Annotated in this window: 10 protein-coding genes; 4 read left to right on the top strand and 6 right to left on the bottom strand. The window is 69.1% G+C overall.

Going from position 1 to position 15,473, the window contains the following annotated elements:
* Positions 1-48: 48 nt before the first annotated feature.
* Both ACWD11_RS31690 and ACWD11_RS31685 read left to right on the top strand, forming a co-directional pair.
* The gene (locus tag ACWD11_RS31690) at positions 49-570 is read left to right on the top strand and encodes a DUF4396 domain-containing protein (RefSeq protein ID WP_389420102.1); all 522 of its coding nucleotides are present in this window, start codon (positions 49-51) and stop codon (positions 568-570) included.
* An 853-nt stretch (positions 571-1,423) separates the two neighbouring features.
* On the top strand, positions 1,424-2,143 hold the full coding sequence (locus ACWD11_RS31685) for a hypothetical protein (RefSeq protein WP_451287157.1): 720 nt from the start codon (positions 1,424-1,426) through the stop codon (positions 2,141-2,143).
* Between the two features lie 586 nt (positions 2,144-2,729).
* On the opposite strand, the gene ACWD11_RS31680 is transcribed toward ACWD11_RS31685, so the two are convergent.
* The 5 genes from ACWD11_RS31680 to ACWD11_RS31660 form a co-directional block, all read right to left on the bottom strand.
* Complete coding sequence (locus ACWD11_RS31680; RefSeq protein ID WP_451287155.1) at positions 2,730-4,367, bottom strand: right-handed parallel beta-helix repeat-containing protein; 1,638 nt, start codon at positions 4,365-4,367, stop codon at positions 2,730-2,732.
* Positions 4,368-4,537: 170 nt separating this feature from the next.
* A complete protein-coding gene (locus tag ACWD11_RS31675) occupies positions 4,538-5,962 on the bottom strand; it encodes a UDP-glucose dehydrogenase family protein (RefSeq protein ID WP_389420099.1) in 1,425 nt (474 codons plus the stop codon).
* 43 nt (positions 5,963-6,005) lie between these two features.
* Positions 6,006-7,028: a UDP-glucose 4-epimerase GalE gene (galE, locus tag ACWD11_RS31670; RefSeq protein ID WP_389420098.1), complete on the bottom strand. Its 1,023-nt coding sequence runs from the start codon at positions 7,026-7,028 to the stop codon at positions 6,006-6,008.
* 35 nt (positions 7,029-7,063) lie between these two features.
* Positions 7,064-8,953 carry a glycosyltransferase family 2 protein gene (locus tag ACWD11_RS31665; RefSeq protein ID WP_451287153.1) on the bottom strand — a complete coding sequence of 630 codons (1,890 nt, stop codon included), beginning with the start codon at positions 8,951-8,953 and terminating at the stop codon, positions 7,064-7,066.
* A gap of 199 nt (positions 8,954-9,152) precedes the next feature.
* Complete coding sequence (locus ACWD11_RS31660) at positions 9,153-10,235, bottom strand: UDP-glucuronic acid decarboxylase family protein (protein ID WP_451287151.1); 1,083 nt, start codon at positions 10,233-10,235, stop codon at positions 9,153-9,155.
* Positions 10,236-11,314: 1,079 nt separating this feature from the next.
* Here ACWD11_RS31660 and ACWD11_RS31655 point away from each other — a divergent pair.
* Entirely contained in the window at positions 11,315-13,189 is a 1,875-nt protein-coding gene (locus ACWD11_RS31655) for a LamG-like jellyroll fold domain-containing protein (RefSeq protein WP_451287149.1), read from the top strand.
* Positions 13,190-13,486: 297 nt separating this feature from the next.
* On the opposite strand, the gene ACWD11_RS31650 is transcribed toward ACWD11_RS31655, so the two are convergent.
* Positions 13,487-14,545 carry an aldo/keto reductase gene (locus ACWD11_RS31650; RefSeq protein WP_451287147.1) on the bottom strand — a complete coding sequence of 353 codons (1,059 nt, stop codon included), beginning with the start codon at positions 14,543-14,545 and terminating at the stop codon, positions 13,487-13,489.
* A 105-nt stretch (positions 14,546-14,650) separates the two neighbouring features.
* Here ACWD11_RS31650 and ACWD11_RS31645 point away from each other — a divergent pair, with 105 nt between their 5' ends.
* On the top strand, positions 14,651-15,280 hold the full coding sequence (locus ACWD11_RS31645) for a TetR/AcrR family transcriptional regulator C-terminal ligand-binding domain-containing protein (RefSeq protein ID WP_451287145.1): 630 nt from the start codon (positions 14,651-14,653) through the stop codon (positions 15,278-15,280).
* Positions 15,281-15,473 lie beyond the last annotated feature (193 nt).

The following is a 15,473-nucleotide window of genomic DNA, read 5'->3' as shown; positions in this document are numbered from 1 at the left end:
GAGCCCGCGGGAGCGGGGTCACACTGGACGGGATTGGGGATGACGGTCATGGATCACAGCGCACACCACACCAGCACCGCACACGACCACGCCGCGCACCAGGCGCACGCGGGTCGTACCGGACACCAGATGGGCCCGGTGACCTGGGGAGCCGCAGCAAAGGCGACGCTGCACTGCCTGACCGGTTGTGCGATCGGCGAGATCCTCGGCATGGTCATCGGCACCGCCCTGATGTGGGGCAACGTCCAGACGATGGCCCTGGCCATCACCCTGGCATTCCTCTTCGGCTACTCCTTCACCCTGTTCGCGGTCCGCCGGGCCGGACTGGACTGGAAGAGCGCGATCAAGGTCGCGCTGGCCGCGGACACCATCTCGATCACGGTGATGGAGGTCGTCGACAACGGCATCATCGCCCTGACACCCGGCGCGATGGACGCCCACCTGTCGGACGCGCTGTTCTGGACGGCGCTGCTGGGCGGCTTCGCCGTGGCCTTCGTGATCACCACCCCCGTCAACAAGTGGATGATCGGCCGCGGCAAGGGCCACGCCGTCGTCCACGCTTACCACTGACCCAGCCGTACGGCACCGCGCCCGGCCGCACCCTCACAGTGCGACCGGGCGCCGTCGCGTCCTGGGGCACTGGAGGTGCCCGTCCGATGGAAAACACGCCTCACGGCAGGTCCACGGCCGACGTGCCGCTATGCTCCCCGGCATGGCTGTGGCCCGGGCGACCCGTAGCGCGCCGCGGTCCCGCTCTCGTGCAGCGGGCCCGTGGCGAACGTGGGTGCTCGCCGCGCTCCTCCTGACCCTCATGTACACCCACGGTGTCAGCGCGGAAAGCGCCGCAGGCCATGCCCACCCCGGCGCGCCGACCAGCACGGCAGCCCTGAACGTTCCGGACGTGAATTCCGCCGGGCACAGCCACGAGGCGCCCGACCCGCACTCCGGCCAGGGGCACACCGACCACGGCCAGGGGCACACCGATCACCAGGATGCTCCGGAGCCCGATCACGCTGCTCATCAGTGTGTGTCCGGCCAGCCCCAACAGGGCGCTGCGCTGCCCGCTCCGTGCGAGACCTTGACCATTCACGGGCCTCCGTACGCCTATGCGTCCGCCGCCGCACGACCTGTCCCGGCCCTCAAAGCATCTGCTCCCGTGCCGGACTCAGTGGTCCTACGGATCTAAGCCTTCACGCCCGCCAACCGGTCGACGACCTGTCGGGCATACCCGTGAGCCAGCACCAGCACCAGCGGCGGCTCGGCCATGCCGTGCGACGAGCCCGGGCCGCCCGGCGATGGAGTGCGTACGCGCACCGAGGGCCGGCTCGCGTTGCGCCGTGCCCGACGGGCCCGATCTTCGGCTCCGTCCTGCCCGCCTGCCGTTGAGCCCAGCCCCCACTGAACTTCCCTCGAAGGATCCGCTTTGTCTTCGTCACCCAGCCTCGCCACCACGACCCCGCCCCCCAACCCGGCGCAGCCGACCCGCAGCCAGCGCCGCTCCCAGAGCAGAAGGGAAAGCGCCTCCTTGCCGTGGCGCTACCTCGGCTACGTCGGCTACTACGTGGGGGCCGGCCTCATCAGCGGAGCCGTCGTCCACCACCCCATGGCCCCCGCCCGCTACAGCATGATCGCCGGGTCCGGCGTACTGGTCTTCCTGCTCGCGACCGTCCTCAACGACCTCATCCTCGCGAAGGAGAGGCAGCCCCTGTCACGCATCCTGCGCGTGCTCGGCACCTCGACGATGCTCTCCTTCGGCCTGGGCATGCTCAGCGGCGGCATGCAGCACTTCGCAGATCTCCCCGAACGCTGTGCCGTGCTGATACCGCTCGGCATCGTCCTGTCCTTCGTCGCCTTCTTCTTGAAGGAGGCGAAGAGGCCCTGGCGTCGCATCTTCAGCCTCATGGGACTGGCCGTCCTCGTCGTCACGGCCCTCACCTTCCTCGGGCTTCGCCACATCGCCCCCACCATGGCCCAGTCCGGAGGCGGCCACAGCCACAGTGATGCCGTGCCCGAAAAGGGAAGCGGCGAAGGCCAGGAGGGCGGCAACGGCAGAGACACCACCAATCCGACCTCCCCGCCCACCTCTCCGGACGCCAACCATTCCAGCAAGGAGCCCGGACACGACGACGGACACCAGCACTGAGCCGACCCCGCGTCCGCCGCCCCCAGAAGTCAGACGACAGCCGCGGTTGAGAGATCGCGGCCGGAGTGTCTGACCAGTGGGCGACCGGATGATCTGCTGCCAGCCTGCTGCTGCCCTACGGGCGCCGCCGCCAGCGCGAGCAGATCTCACATTGCTGAGAGCGGTGCGTATGCTGTCAGCCACCTGGCCAGGCAGGATCGGGCTGCCGTGTGGTCCGAACCAGTTGCTCAGGTGCGGTTGACTGGTGGTGACCACCAGTGCGGAGCCGGGCGCGTCGACGTGTTCGACCGCGTAGGTGTGGGATGACCGGACCAAGCCCTGGTCGCAGGTCGGCCGTCCGCGGCGCCGCCACCGGTAGGTGGTGCCGTCCACGGTGATGAGCCGCGATCCTTTTTGACCAGTGCCATGTCCACATCCTTTCCGGAGTGACAGTAGTAAATGGCGACTCTGGCAAGCCGCCCTCAGGCCCGACCCGGCGACCGAGGGAGCGAGGAGGCCAACGCGGTGGACCAGAACACCCAAGAGCATTCGGGGTGTTCGGGGTGTTCGGGTGAGCATGAGTCCTGGCAACAGGACTCACTCCCGCTCAGTCTCTAGAATTGTGAGGCTGTACCGCCCCCGCCGTAAGGGTCGCTGGGAGTCGCTTGCCGAGGTAGTCGACCGGGCCCGGGTCGGTGTCCAGTGCCCGGGGGTCGAGGCCGGCGGGCGTCGCCCGTTGGCAGCGCGGTACCAGGTCCTCTGCGCTGATCCGGCCGCCGGTGCCGGGGGTGTCCAGTGCCCGCAGGCACGGGTTGTGGCTCGATCCGGTCGCAACACCGTTCAGCCCTTCATGGCCGGAAGCGGTCCGCCACGCGTCCAGGGTCGTGAAACGCTCGGTTCCCCATGTGAGCGACCAACTGCGCGTGCTGTGGTAGTTGTTGCCCTGAAAGTTGAGGACGCTCGGATTGTAGGGCGACTGGGTGTCGACCAGAGGGCCGCTGTCGGTGGCGAAGATGTTGCTGTGGACGCGCACGCCGCGCATGCCGTCGCGCAGTCTCAGGGCCGGGGGACGTTGGCCGGTCGCAGCGGCGGAGGCAAGGCCATCGGTCCGCATCACCACCGTGTTGTGGTGGATGGACAGGTCCTTCAAACGGGTGCCGTAGGCGACAATGCCTCCGTACTCCGGCAGCCTTCGTGCGTCGTCCCAACTGATGTTGAAGCGGACCACATTGTCCTTGTGGGCGCCGGTCGGCCTGCCGGAGTAGACGAGGAATCCCGGTCCGTCGTTGTGGTAAGCGAGGTTGTACTGCACAACGGAGGAGGACACGTTGTTGTCCAGGCCGAACCCGCCGCCGTCGACCTGTGAGCCGGTTCGGTTGCGATAGGAGCGGTTGTGCTCCAGCACTACACGCGTGGAGTCGTACGTCCAGATACCTTCGGGGCCCTCGTCGGCATCGGTGGCGGACTGCGTGCCGTTGTCGTGGGCCACCGACCGCGTCACTTTCGCGTCCTTGACGCTGCCCAGTGCGATACCGCTGCCGGTGTTGCGCCGGTTGTTCCGGGGGTCACCGGTGTTGGAGTACGCGTTGACCCGCTCGATCCGCAGCCCTGTGTTGGCGTAGGCGGGGCGGGCGGCGTCGAACTCGGGCCCGTAGAAGATGAGTCCCGCTTCGAGGTTGTGGTGCACGGAGGTGTCCGCGATCCGCACGTTGCTGAAGCCGGTGACGGAGTTCTTGTCCGCGCCGACGCTGATTCCGTTCTGGAATCCCCTCGCTTCCACCTTGGTGATGGAGACGTGCTCGAGGCGTCGGGTGCCGGGAAGGCTGTTGCGCAGGGCGATACCTGCCCCTTCGCGAAGCGCCTTGCGATCACCGACCAGCGCGATGTTCCTGATCTCCACGCCGGCGGTGTTGTGGACCGTGATGCCGGACGTGCCGCGCGGGGCGATCGTGGCCCGGCCCTCGCCGTAGGAGTCGATCACGACGGGCCGGGTCGGGCTGCCTGCTTCCCCCTTCTCCAAGGTGAGGCGGCCGCGGAACCGCTCGCCGCCACGCAGTCTGAGGCGGTCGCCGGGGTGGAGGCGCGCGCCGTCGGCGTGGTCCAGGGTTCGCCAGGGCTTCTGCGGCGACATGCCGTCGTTCTTGTCGTCGCCGTCCGGGCTGACGTAGAAGGTGAAGGGGCCGCCGCTGGCCGGGCGCGCCGGGCGGTAGACCGCCGGTGCCCCCGGTACCTCGCACCCTGTCACCAGCAGAAGCACTGTGGCCGAGATTCCGATGACGGTCCGATCAGTCCGGCTCCGCTTCACCGCGTTCACGCGCACCCCTTCGGGACGTCTCTGTGCCCAATACGGACACAACACAGCAGAATGAAAGAAAAGTGGTGCCGAAACGCCGAAGTGGGCGCCCGGTGCGACGGTTACGCCATGAGGGGCGACGGCGGCGCGGTGCTCTTGCTCTGCGGACCGGGGGGCGGGACGAGCTGGGACGGTGTCGGCTCAGCGGCCGCGACCATCCGTCGCGGGCTGGGGGCGGACCGTCCCAGCGCCTTGACGGTCCAGCCGGCGGACCGCCACTCGTCGTGCGCAAGTGCGTTGCGCCCGTCGATGAGGACGGGGGTGCGGACCACCCGGGACAGCTTGACCGGATCCAGCTCACGGTACTGGGCCCATTCGGTGAGGTGCAGCACGAGCTCCGCGTCCTTGCAGGCTGTCAGCAGGTCGGTGTCGCAGTACAACTCCGGGTGGGCCAGAGCGGCGTTCGCGGTGCCCTCGGGGTCGTGGACCCGGACGTCGGCGCCCTCCGTGCGCAGCGCGGCCGCGATGGCCAGCGCGGGCGAGTCGCGTACGTCGTCGCTGTCCGGCTTGAAGGTTGCGCCCAGGACGGCGACGCGGCGGCCGGTGAGGTCGCCGCCGGCCATCCGGCGGGCGAGTGCGACGGTCCGGGTCCGTTGGCGTCCGTTGATCTCGTCCACCTGGTCGAGGAACGCCACCGCGGGGCCGGCCCCCAGTTCCTGGGCACGGGCGGAAAACGCGCGGATGTCCTTGGGGAGGCATCCGCCGCCGAAGCCCACGCCGGCGTTGAGGAACCGGCGTCCGATCCGGGTGTCGTGGCCGATGGCGTCGGCGAGGGTGACCACGTCCGCGCCCGCGGCGTCGCAGACCTCCGCCATGGCGTTGATGAAGGAGATCTTCGTGGCGAGGAAGGAGTTGGCCGCGACCTTGACCAACTCGGCGGTGTTCGGGTCGGTGCAGATGTAGGGGACGCCCGCTTCCAGCATCGGTGCGTACACGCGGCGGAGGGTCTCATCCGCCTGCGGGCTGTTCACGCCGGTGACGATCCGGTCCGGCCGCAGGGTGTCGTCGACGGCGTATCCCTCGCGCAGGAACTCGGGGTTCCATGCGATCTCGACCCGCACCCCTGCGGGTGCCAGGTCCGCGACGCGGTCGGTCAGGCGCTCCGTCGTGCCCACCGGGACCGTGGATTTGCCGACGACGAGGCAGGAGGAACGCAGGTGCGGCACGAGGCCGTCGATGACGCTGTCGACGTATTGCAGGTCGGCCGCTCGGGAACCGGCCTGTTGCGGGGTGCCCACGCAGATGAAGTGGACCTCGCCGTGCGCGGCCGCTTCGCTGAGACGGGTGTTGAAGCGCAGGTTGCCGCAGGCGAGTCCTTGGGTCAGAACCTCGTCCAGGCCTGGCTCGTAGAAGGGAGGTCTGCCCTCGGAGAGGGCGGTGATCTTCTCGGTGTCGACGTCGACACCGAGGACGTCGTGTCCGATGGCGGCCATGCACGCGGCGTGCACAGCTCCGAGGTAGCCCGTGCCGATGACGGTCAACCGCATGCGGGGAACTCCTTTCGCGCAAAGGCGGGTTGGGTGCCGCAGGTCAAGGGGTGTAGCCGTAGGGGTTGTGCTGCTGGAAGTTCCAGGCGTCGCGGCAGATCACGGCCAGGTCCCGCCGTGCGGTCCAGCCCCAGGCCGCCGTGACCTTCGCCGGGTCGGCGACGAGCTCGGCGACATCGCCGGCCCGGCGGGCGGTGACGCGGTAGGGGATCGGGCGGCCGGAGGCCTCCTCGAAGGCGCGCACGAGCTCCAGGACGGAGGCGCCGCGGCCGGTGCCGAGGTTGAAGACCCGCATGCCGGGTCCGTCGTCGATGTGGTCGAGGGCTGTGCGGTGCCCCTCTGCGACGTCGACGACGTGGATGTAGTCGCGGATGCCCGTGCCGTCGGGCGTCGGGTAGTCGTCTCCGAAGACGCTGAGAGCGTCGCGGCGACCCACGGCGATCTGAGTGAGAAACGGCATGATGTTGTTCGGCACCCCGCGCGGGTCCTCGCCGAGCAGTCCCGTGGGGTGGGCGCCGGCGGGGTTGAAGTACCGCAGGGCCAGCACTCGCAGCTCCGGCAGGTGCCGGCACAGGTCCGAGAGGATCCGCTCGCAGGTCCATTTGGTGGTCGCGTACGGGTTTGTCGGTGCGGCCGGGGACGCCTCGGTCAGCGGGACGCTCGTGGCGTCACCGTAGATGGAGCAGGAGGAGGAGAACACGAGCCGGTGCACCCCGTGCGCGTGCATGGCGGAGACCAGGGCCGTGGTGCCGCCGACATTGATGTCGTAGTAGGCCAGGGGAATGCGCACCGACTCGCCCACGGCCTTCTTCGCGGCGAAGTGGATCACTGCGTCGATCCGGTGGCTCGCGAAGACGGCGTCCAAGGCCTTTCTGTCGCGTACGTCGGCCACGTGGGCCGCGGCGATCGGGCGGCCCGCGATCTTCGAGATGCGTTCGAGGGCCTCGGGGGAACTGTTGGAGTGGTCGTCGAGCACGACGACCTCGTCGCCGGCGCGGAGGAGTTCCACGCAGGTGTGGCTGCCGATGAAGCCGGCGCCGCCGGTCACCAGGATGGTCCGGGTCATGGAGGACCTCGTTTCTTCTTCTGTCGCGAAGGCCGTCACCAGGCGTAGAAGCCGGTGAGGTAGGTGGGGAAGACGCCGGCCGCGAGGGTCAGGGGGAGCAGGCACAGCAGGCCGGCCGTGATCGGGAGCGCGGCGGTGTGCAGGGCTCGCGAGGCGGGGACGCCGGCGGCGCGTGCGGTCTCCTTGATGTGCAGCACACTGATCGCGAGGGTCACCGCGGCGTACGAGATCGAGCCGAGGATGCACAGGAACACATAGCCGACGGCAGGACCGGTGAACTCGCCGACGATGGCGGCCCCGGACAGGAACAGGGTGATCAGCAGATAGGGGAGGACGGTCCGCAGTGGAAGGTGCTCCAGGCCGATGCGCTTCTTGGGCGTGACCTTGAACGTGATCTGGCGGGGCCGGATCCTCTGCGCCACTGCGGCCAGTACGCCCCAGGCCACGAACGGCCAGCGGGAGAGAGCGAAGAGCCAGATCTCCCAGCCGAGGACAGGGGCGTTCTTGGGGCGCATCAGGCCGCGGCGGCGGCACAGGAGCGTCAGCAGGATCAGCCAGACGGACATGCTCCAGAAGTGCGCAAGGAACTCCGCATAGTTGACGTCGATCCACGGGGTTCCGGTGATGGCGGCGACCGGTGGCAGCAGGAGGCCCACGATGGTGGCCGTGGCGAGGAGTGGGTAGTACATCAGTGCCGCGGCGAAGCGGATGCGCAGTTTCAGGGGCATCCGGCCCAGATGCCGCGGCACCATGCCCAGGAGCATCACCGTCAGGCTGCGTGACCACTGGAACTCCTGGGTAATCATGGCGTTGAAGGTGAGGGGTCCTTCGCCGTGGGCTTCCGCGTCGATCGCGAACACGCCCTGCCAGCCGGCCGAGGTGAGCAGGAATGTGGTCGAGAAGTCCTCGGCGAGCTCAGGGCCGAGACCGCCGATGTCGCGCAGCGCCGTCGTGCGCACCGCGTAGTGCGAGCCGATGCAGACCGGAGCGAGGCCGGCGGAGTGGCCGAGCTGCACGGGGCCGTGGAACATGGCCTCGCGATGCAGCCGTCCCCGGGCCGCCCAGGAACCGTCGGCGTTGGAGTCGCAGACACTCGGTGCCGCGACGTACCCGACGGCCGGGTCGGCGAAGGGCCGGACCACTTCGGCGAGGTACCGGGGCCCGGGGACGTGGTCGCAGTCGAGCTGGGCGACCACGTCGTAGTGCGCGTATCCCCAGTGGTCGTAGAAGTAGGCGAGGTTGCCCTCCTTGCACCGGGTGCGTCGGGGCCAGTCGGCGCGGTGGTAGTCCGCGTGGCCGCGTCGGCAGGAGACGCCGACGCCGCGAGCCCGGCACCAGTCGAGGATCTCCGCGGTGGGGTCCTCGTCGCAGAGCCAGACGTGGTAATCGTCAGGGAAGTCCTGATCGAGCATTGCCTCCAGGGTGGTGCGGGTGATGTCCCAGCCCTCGGAGGGGGCGCGCGTGACGACGAAGGCGGTGCGCAGCGCGGGGACGGGGACCCGCGGATTGAAGCGCCGCATCCGGATCAGTGCGACGAGGAAGTGCACGGGCAGGTAGGTCAGATAGAGCAGCAGCGCGCTGTTGACGATCATGCCCGGCCAGCCGAGGCGGTGGGTCGGCTGGAGCCACCACACCCAGAACCAGACCAGGCAGGCCGCCCAGCCGACAGAGAGCAGCAGGACCAGGAGACGGTCGGAGCGTGAGAACGCCCGTACGAAACAGGAGGGGCGGTAGGTCAGTCCGCGGGAGAGGCGTGCCAGGACGGGGCCGTCGGGACCGATGGAGGCCACCGAACCCTGCGACAGGGCGCGGATCTCGTGGCCGAGGGCCGCCCATTCCTCCGGTGCACCGGGGGCCGGGCGGGAGAGCGGGGAGTCCTTCTTGAGGCCGGCCCCCAGGACGGGCCCTTGCTCCAACGACGTCATGGCAGACAGATCTCCAGGCGGTGCGACAGGGGTCTGTGGCGTGAGGGGTCTGTGGCGTGAGGGGTCTTGGTGTGAGGGGTGGGAGGGACGCCGGGGCCGCGAACGGGGATCGGTGCTGCGACCGCGGACCGGTCCGGCCACGGCGGACTGCTCGGCCGATAGCGGTCCGCGGGCCCGTCGTGCAGGCGGGCGGGCCTGGTCAGCCGTTCGCGGCGGCCGGTTCGGAGGCTGCCCCGGAATGCATGCCAACGGCGGACGGGGCGGGGATGGCCTGGTGAGCGACCGACACCGAGGACGGGGGGACCGTCTCGGCCTGGCCGCCGCGGATCGCCGCGGCCGAGACGCCGAGCAGGTCGGGGCGGGCGCCGAAGTAGGCGATGGTGCGGCGCAGGCCCTCAGTGAGGTCGATCTCGGGCGCCCAGCCCAACACCTCGCGTGCCCGGGTGATGACCGGGCGCCGACGGACCGGGTCGTCGACCGGCAGCGGGTGATGGTTCACCACGGATGCCGAACCGGTCAGGGTGAGCACCGTTTCGGCTAGTTCGCAGACGGTGCGCTCGATGGGGTTGCCGAGGTTGAACGGGCCCATTTCGCAGGAGTCGAGGAGTGCGAGGAGGCCGCGCGTCAGGTCGTCGACGTAGCAGAAGCTGCGCGTCTGGCCACCGTCGCCGTAGATGGTGATCGGTTCGCCGGTCAGGGCCTGGGTGATGAAGCTGGACACCACACGCCCGTCGTGCGGTCTCATCCGCGGCCCGTAGGTGTTGAAGATCCGCGCGATTCCCACGTCGAGACCGTGAGCTCGGCGGTACGCGGCCGACACCGCCTCCGCGAAGCGCTTCGCTTCGTCGTAGACGCTGCGTGGACCGATGGAGTTGACGTTGCCCCAGTACGTCTCCTCCTGTGGGTGGACCAGCGGGTCGCCGTAGATCTCGCTGGTCGACGCGAGGATGAACCGGGCGCCATGACGGAGGGCCAGACGCAGGGCGTTCTCCGTTCCGCGGCTGCCCACCGCGAGCGTCTCCAGCGGGCGGCGCAGATAGTCCGGCGGGGAGGCGGCGGAGGCGAGATGGGCGACGGCGTCGACCTGGCCGGCCACGTCCACGCCCTCGCTCACGTCCACGCGTCGCAGCTCGAAGGCCGGGTCGGACAGCAGGTGGGCGACGTTCTCCAGAACGCCGGTGGAGAAATCGTCCAGGCACACCACCGCATCGCCGCGTCGCAGCAATGCCTCGCACAGATGAGACCCCAGGAAACCGCCGCCACCGGTGACGACAACGCGCATGTCACTCTCCAGAAAGGGGGAAGGGGACGGAATCGCGCCTCACGCGCAGGTGCTCGTATCGCTGCTCGTCGGCGCCGAGCAATTCCGTACACATAGGAGGAGAGTATGGGCATATATAAGCTTTTTTATGGAGGCCCGTGCGGCTTAAGGTCTATTCGGTGGGGGCAATGGGAAATCGAACATGTGGAAAACCCCCGCTCCGGGGGGTTCCGCGTTCGAACGGCGCATTCCTTTGCTTCACGCGCGTGGGTGATGCCTGACCGGCAGGGTCTGGGGCAATGGAGGCTGTGGAGCCTGCGGCTGGAGGACCATGTGCTGCTGGTTGCCGCCGACTGGCGAACAAAGTCACCTGCTCTCGGCCTGGGGCCACCCTCGCTGTATAGCTGAATCGGAGCCGGTCTCGAACCGCGCCTGACAGGCAGTCACGTCCGTCACTGCAATCGAGCTGCGCCGCCCTCCTGCAGCGCGTATCGCCACGGCCGCGAGGTACGGCTCCACCCGACTGAGCGAGGCACCGTCCTGACTCACCTGCCCGCCGCAGCACCCGCCGTGCCGGGACGGGACGAGCACGTGTCCGGTGGGTCGAGGCGGGCGTAGCCAGTACCCTTCGGCGAACTGCGAGAATGTGGCGGCTCTTTCTCCCCTCTGGCAGGGCAGGTTGACGCCGTTGTCGACGGCCAAGCGGTCTGCGTTCAGCATCACGCGGTGGCAACTTCCACGTGCGTGAGAACACGGACCTTCGTGCCGTCCGACGGCACCCTCGGCCGACGTGTGCCGCTGGCAGCCGCTGGCGGCTCAGCCGTGGTGTCGAAGCCCTGGCCTCGCCCGGCCGGTAGGGCAACGGGAATCCTCGGGCAACCCCGGCGGCAGGCGGCGTGATGCATCCGGGTGCCGGGCGGAGCGACCCGCGTCGCCGCATCGCGCAGCCTTCGGCCGGCCGGCTTCCGCCGGAGGCCCGATTCCCGCCCTGCCCGCCGGTTGCCCGTCGCGCGCCGTTCAGCTCGGTGACCCGGCGCGGTCACGGCCTCCCAGAACAGTGCGGTCCAGCCCCCCAACGCACGCCAGTCCCAGGAGCAGCCGTGAACGCACCTCCCCCTCAGAACCCCGACAGACGCGCCCTGTTGAAGACGGCCGTGGCCGTCCCCGCGGCCGGCGCCCTCGCAGGCTCCGCGTTCGTGGCCGGCGCCGCGCCCGCCCACGCAGACGGGCCGAGCAGCCAGCGCCGCTTCGACACCGAGGCCCCCCGGTTCGCGCTCGCGGTGCTGCCGGACACCCAGTACCTGTTCGACGCGGACAGCGCCGACCCCGAGCCGCTGCGGGCGACGTTCCGCTATCTGCTCTCCCAGCGCAAAGAGGCGAACGTCGCCTTCATGACTCACCTCGGCGACATCACCGAGCACGGCACCCGCGACGAGATCGACCTGGCCTCCAACACGTTCGGTCTGATCGACCGCCGCATCCCCTACAGCGTCCTGGCCGGCAACCACGACATCGCCTCCGGCGACGACCAGCGCGGCGACACGCCCTACCTCGACGCCTTCGGACCGCACCGCTTCACCTCCGCCCCCACCTTCGGCGGCGCTTCCCAGGACGGCTACAACAGCTACCACCTGCTGCGCGCCGGCGGCCGCTCCTGGCTGGTCCTCGCACTGGACTGGCGGGTGTCCGCCGCGGGCCTGAGCTGGGCGCAGGATGTCCTGGACGCCCACCCCGAGGTGCCGGCCATCCTGACCACCCACGACCTGGTGTGGGCGCAGGACGACGGCACCGCCCACCTGTCGGACAACGGCACCCGCATGTGGGACGCCCTGGTCAAGGGCAACGACCAGATCTTCCTGGCGCTCGGCGGACACTACTGGCCGCCCGGCCGCACGGTTTTGAAGAACAAAGCCGACAACGATGTCCACCTGCACATCACCAACTACCAGGACCGCTACTACGGCGGCGCGGCCATGATCCGCCTCTACCACTTCGACCTGGTGCGCAATGTCATCGACATCGAGACCTTCTCCCCGTGGTTCCTCGCCCGCGACCCGGAGGCCCGCACGCCCCTGGAGGCGGAGACGCTCGAACTGACCGGCCCGGTCGACCGGTTCAGCCTCGCGATCGACTTCGACGAGCGCTTCGCGGGCTTCGCCCCGGTCGTCCCGCCGAAGCCGCGTCCGGCCGCCGACGTCCTCGTGCGCGGCACCCTCGCCTACTGGCGGTTTGACACCTTTGGCGCGTCCCTGCCGGCGCCGGGAGCCCCGGTGCCGGACGGGACGGTCGTACGGGACCTGTCCGGCCACGGCAACGACCTGACCGTCAGCCGCCTCAACGACAGCGCCGCCCAGGCCCTCACCGTCTCGGCCGACCACCACCCGGGCCAGCCCGCCCACACCAGCCTGCGCTTCGACGGCGGCAAGAGCCCCAACCGCGGCGCCATCCTGACCACCGGCCCCCGCGCGCCGCTCAACAGCGAGAAGTTCCTGCGCGGCTACACCATCGAGACGTTCGTGCGGCTGCCGGAGCCCTTCGAGGGCGACCATTCCTGGATGGGCATCCTGAGCTGGCAGGGCCGCAACGGCGACGCGGGCAAGACCACCGGCTGGTCGCCGCTGGAGCCCACCTGCAGCCTCAACCTCTCGCCGGAGCGCTTCTTGCAGTTCGTCGTCTACCCCGAGCGGCAGGACGCCGATCCCACCTCGTGGAGCCACGCGCTGCCGGTGGGACGGTGGACGCACATCGCCGTCGTCAACGACGGCCGCCGCACGGTCGTCTACGTGGACGGCTCGAAGATCGCCCGCAATCCCACCCAGCCCTCCACCGGCATCGCCACCCTGGGCAAGCCCTTCACCCTGGGCGCCACCCAGTTCAACGAGACGTTCGGGCAGGGCTTCTACGGGTGGATGGGCGACACCCGCATCGTCAACCGCGCACTGACGCCGAAGCAGTTCCTGACGCCGTTCGATTGACCGGCGCCCCGGGGCCCGGGACGGTACGACAGCACAGCCATGCTGTCGTACCGTTCCGGACGGATCACCACCCACCCAGACCGCCGCAACCTGCACATGAACGACTGCCTGCCCCGGCTCCTTGAGTGTCATGACTGCACCGGCCCCGGAGGTGTCTATGAGGCGGTGCAGCCGCCGTCGACGTTGAGGAAGTGCCGGTGACGAAGGAGGCGGCCGGGGGAGTGTGGTCGGTGGCGTACTCGAGGGCTGCGGACTTGGCCAGGCCGACTACACATCACGAAAGCCACCGATGTCATGTCATGCGGCAGGCAGAGCCGCAACATCACCGACCGGTGGGTTGAGGCGAGCGAAGCCTTCCTGGCGTTGGTAAGGGAAGTACGGGTAGGCCGCTACCTTGCTGCTCGCCGCATTGAGTTTCGCCAACTGGTCGGGCGTGAGAGTCCAGCCGACGGCGCCGAGGTTCTGACGGAGCTGCTCTTCGTTGCGGGCGCCGATGATGACGGAGGAAACGGTCGGCCGCTGGAGCAGCCAGTTGATGGCGATTTGCGGAATCTTCTTGCCGGTCTCCTGAGCGATCTCGTCAAGGGCGTCGACCACGCGGTAGAGGTGTTCATCCTCGACCGGCGGGCCGTAGTCCGCGGTGTGGTGCAGTCGGCTATTGGCCGGCAGGGGCTGGTCGCGGCGGACCTTGCCGGTGAGCCGTCCCCAGCCGAGGGGGCTCCAGACGAGGGCTCCGAGCCCCTGATCCAGTCCGAGGGGCATCAGCTCCCATTCATAGTCGCGGCCGATGAGGGAGTAGTACACCTGATGCGCGACATAGCGCGGGTGGCCGTACCTCTCCGCGATCGAGAGGGACTTCATCGCCTGCCACCCGGAGAAGTTGGAGATGCCGAGGTAGCGAACCTTTCCTGCTCGTACGAGATCGTCGAGTGTGGACAGGACTTCCTCGATCGGCGTTCCGGCGTCAAAAGCGTGCAGTTGGAACAGGTCGAGGTAGTCGGTACCGAGCCGGCGCAGGGCGTCCTCGCATGCGGTGATCAGACGCGAACGGGAGGAGCCCGCATCCCCTGGGCCGTCACCCATCGGCAGGCTGGTCTTGGTGGACACGATCACCCGGTCCCTGCGGCCTTTGATCGCTTCGCCCAGAACCTCCTCAGAAGCGCCGCCGGAGTACACGTCGGCGGTGTCGAACATCGTGATCCCGGCGTCCAGGCAGATGTCCACGAGGCGGCGTGCCTCTCGCGCGTCGGTGTTGCCCCAGGCGCCGAACAGCGGTCCCTGGCCGCCGAAGGTGCCGGCGCCGAAACTCAGTGCGGGGACCTTGAGGCCGGATGCACCCAGCCGCCTGTATTCCATGGCTGTACCCTCTCTCGCTGTCTGACTAGCTAATGGTTCTGGAGTTCCGTTAGTGTGTTCCTCAACGTAGCAGACGTGCGCGATTAATGGAACTGGAGTCCCGTTATGGGGTTTGAGGGTGCGGATCCGGGGACCATCCGTCCTGGAGGGCGCACGGCGCGGGTGCGGTCGGCAGTGCTACAAGCGGCTGGGGACGCCTTGGCCGAACATGGCTTTGCCCACCTGGACCTCGCCGACATCGCGCGCCGTGCCGAGGTGGGCAAGACCACCGTCTACCGCCGCTGGGGAACGGTGACCAACCTGGTGGCTGACCTGCTTGTGGACATGGCCGAGCAGTCACTGCCGCGTACCGAGACCGGCTCGCTGCTCGGCGATCTCAAGGCCAACGCCCGGCTCGTGCAGCGCACCTTGGCCGACCCGCGGCAAGGAGCGCTGTTCAAAGCGGTGATCGCCGCCGCCACCTGCGAGGCCAAGACAGCTGAAGCCCTGCACAACTTCTACGACATCCGAGTCAAGGAGTGGGCGCCCTGCGTCCAGCAAGCCATCGAGCGGGGCGAGGTGCCTGAGGACACCGATGCCCGCGAGGTCATCCGTGCTGTCTCCGCCCCCCTCTATTACCGCCTGCTGACCACGGGCGACCGTCTCGACGAAGCCGCCGCGGACCAAGCCGCCGAGGCCGCCGCAGCCGCAGCGCGCGCGGGAGCATACCTGCGGGGTGAGCGAGATCTTGCGTGACCAGCTTCCTGTATCCGCCTGAGTGCTGGTCACCTTGCGCGCGATCGCCGGGGGCATAGGGGCTCAAGACTCCGTCGACCTCGGCGGCAATCTCGTTGAGGCGGCCGAGCATGCGGGCGACCACGGGAGCGGGCGCCTGGACAACGAACAGGCGGATCGCGGCCACGCGTCCCCGCTGGACGCTGAACCCCAG

This window comes from Streptomyces sp. NPDC002776 (genome assembly GCF_053592195.1).
The sequence above is the reverse complement of the archived record's forward strand: the minus strand, read 5'-3'. Positions and strand labels throughout refer to the sequence as shown.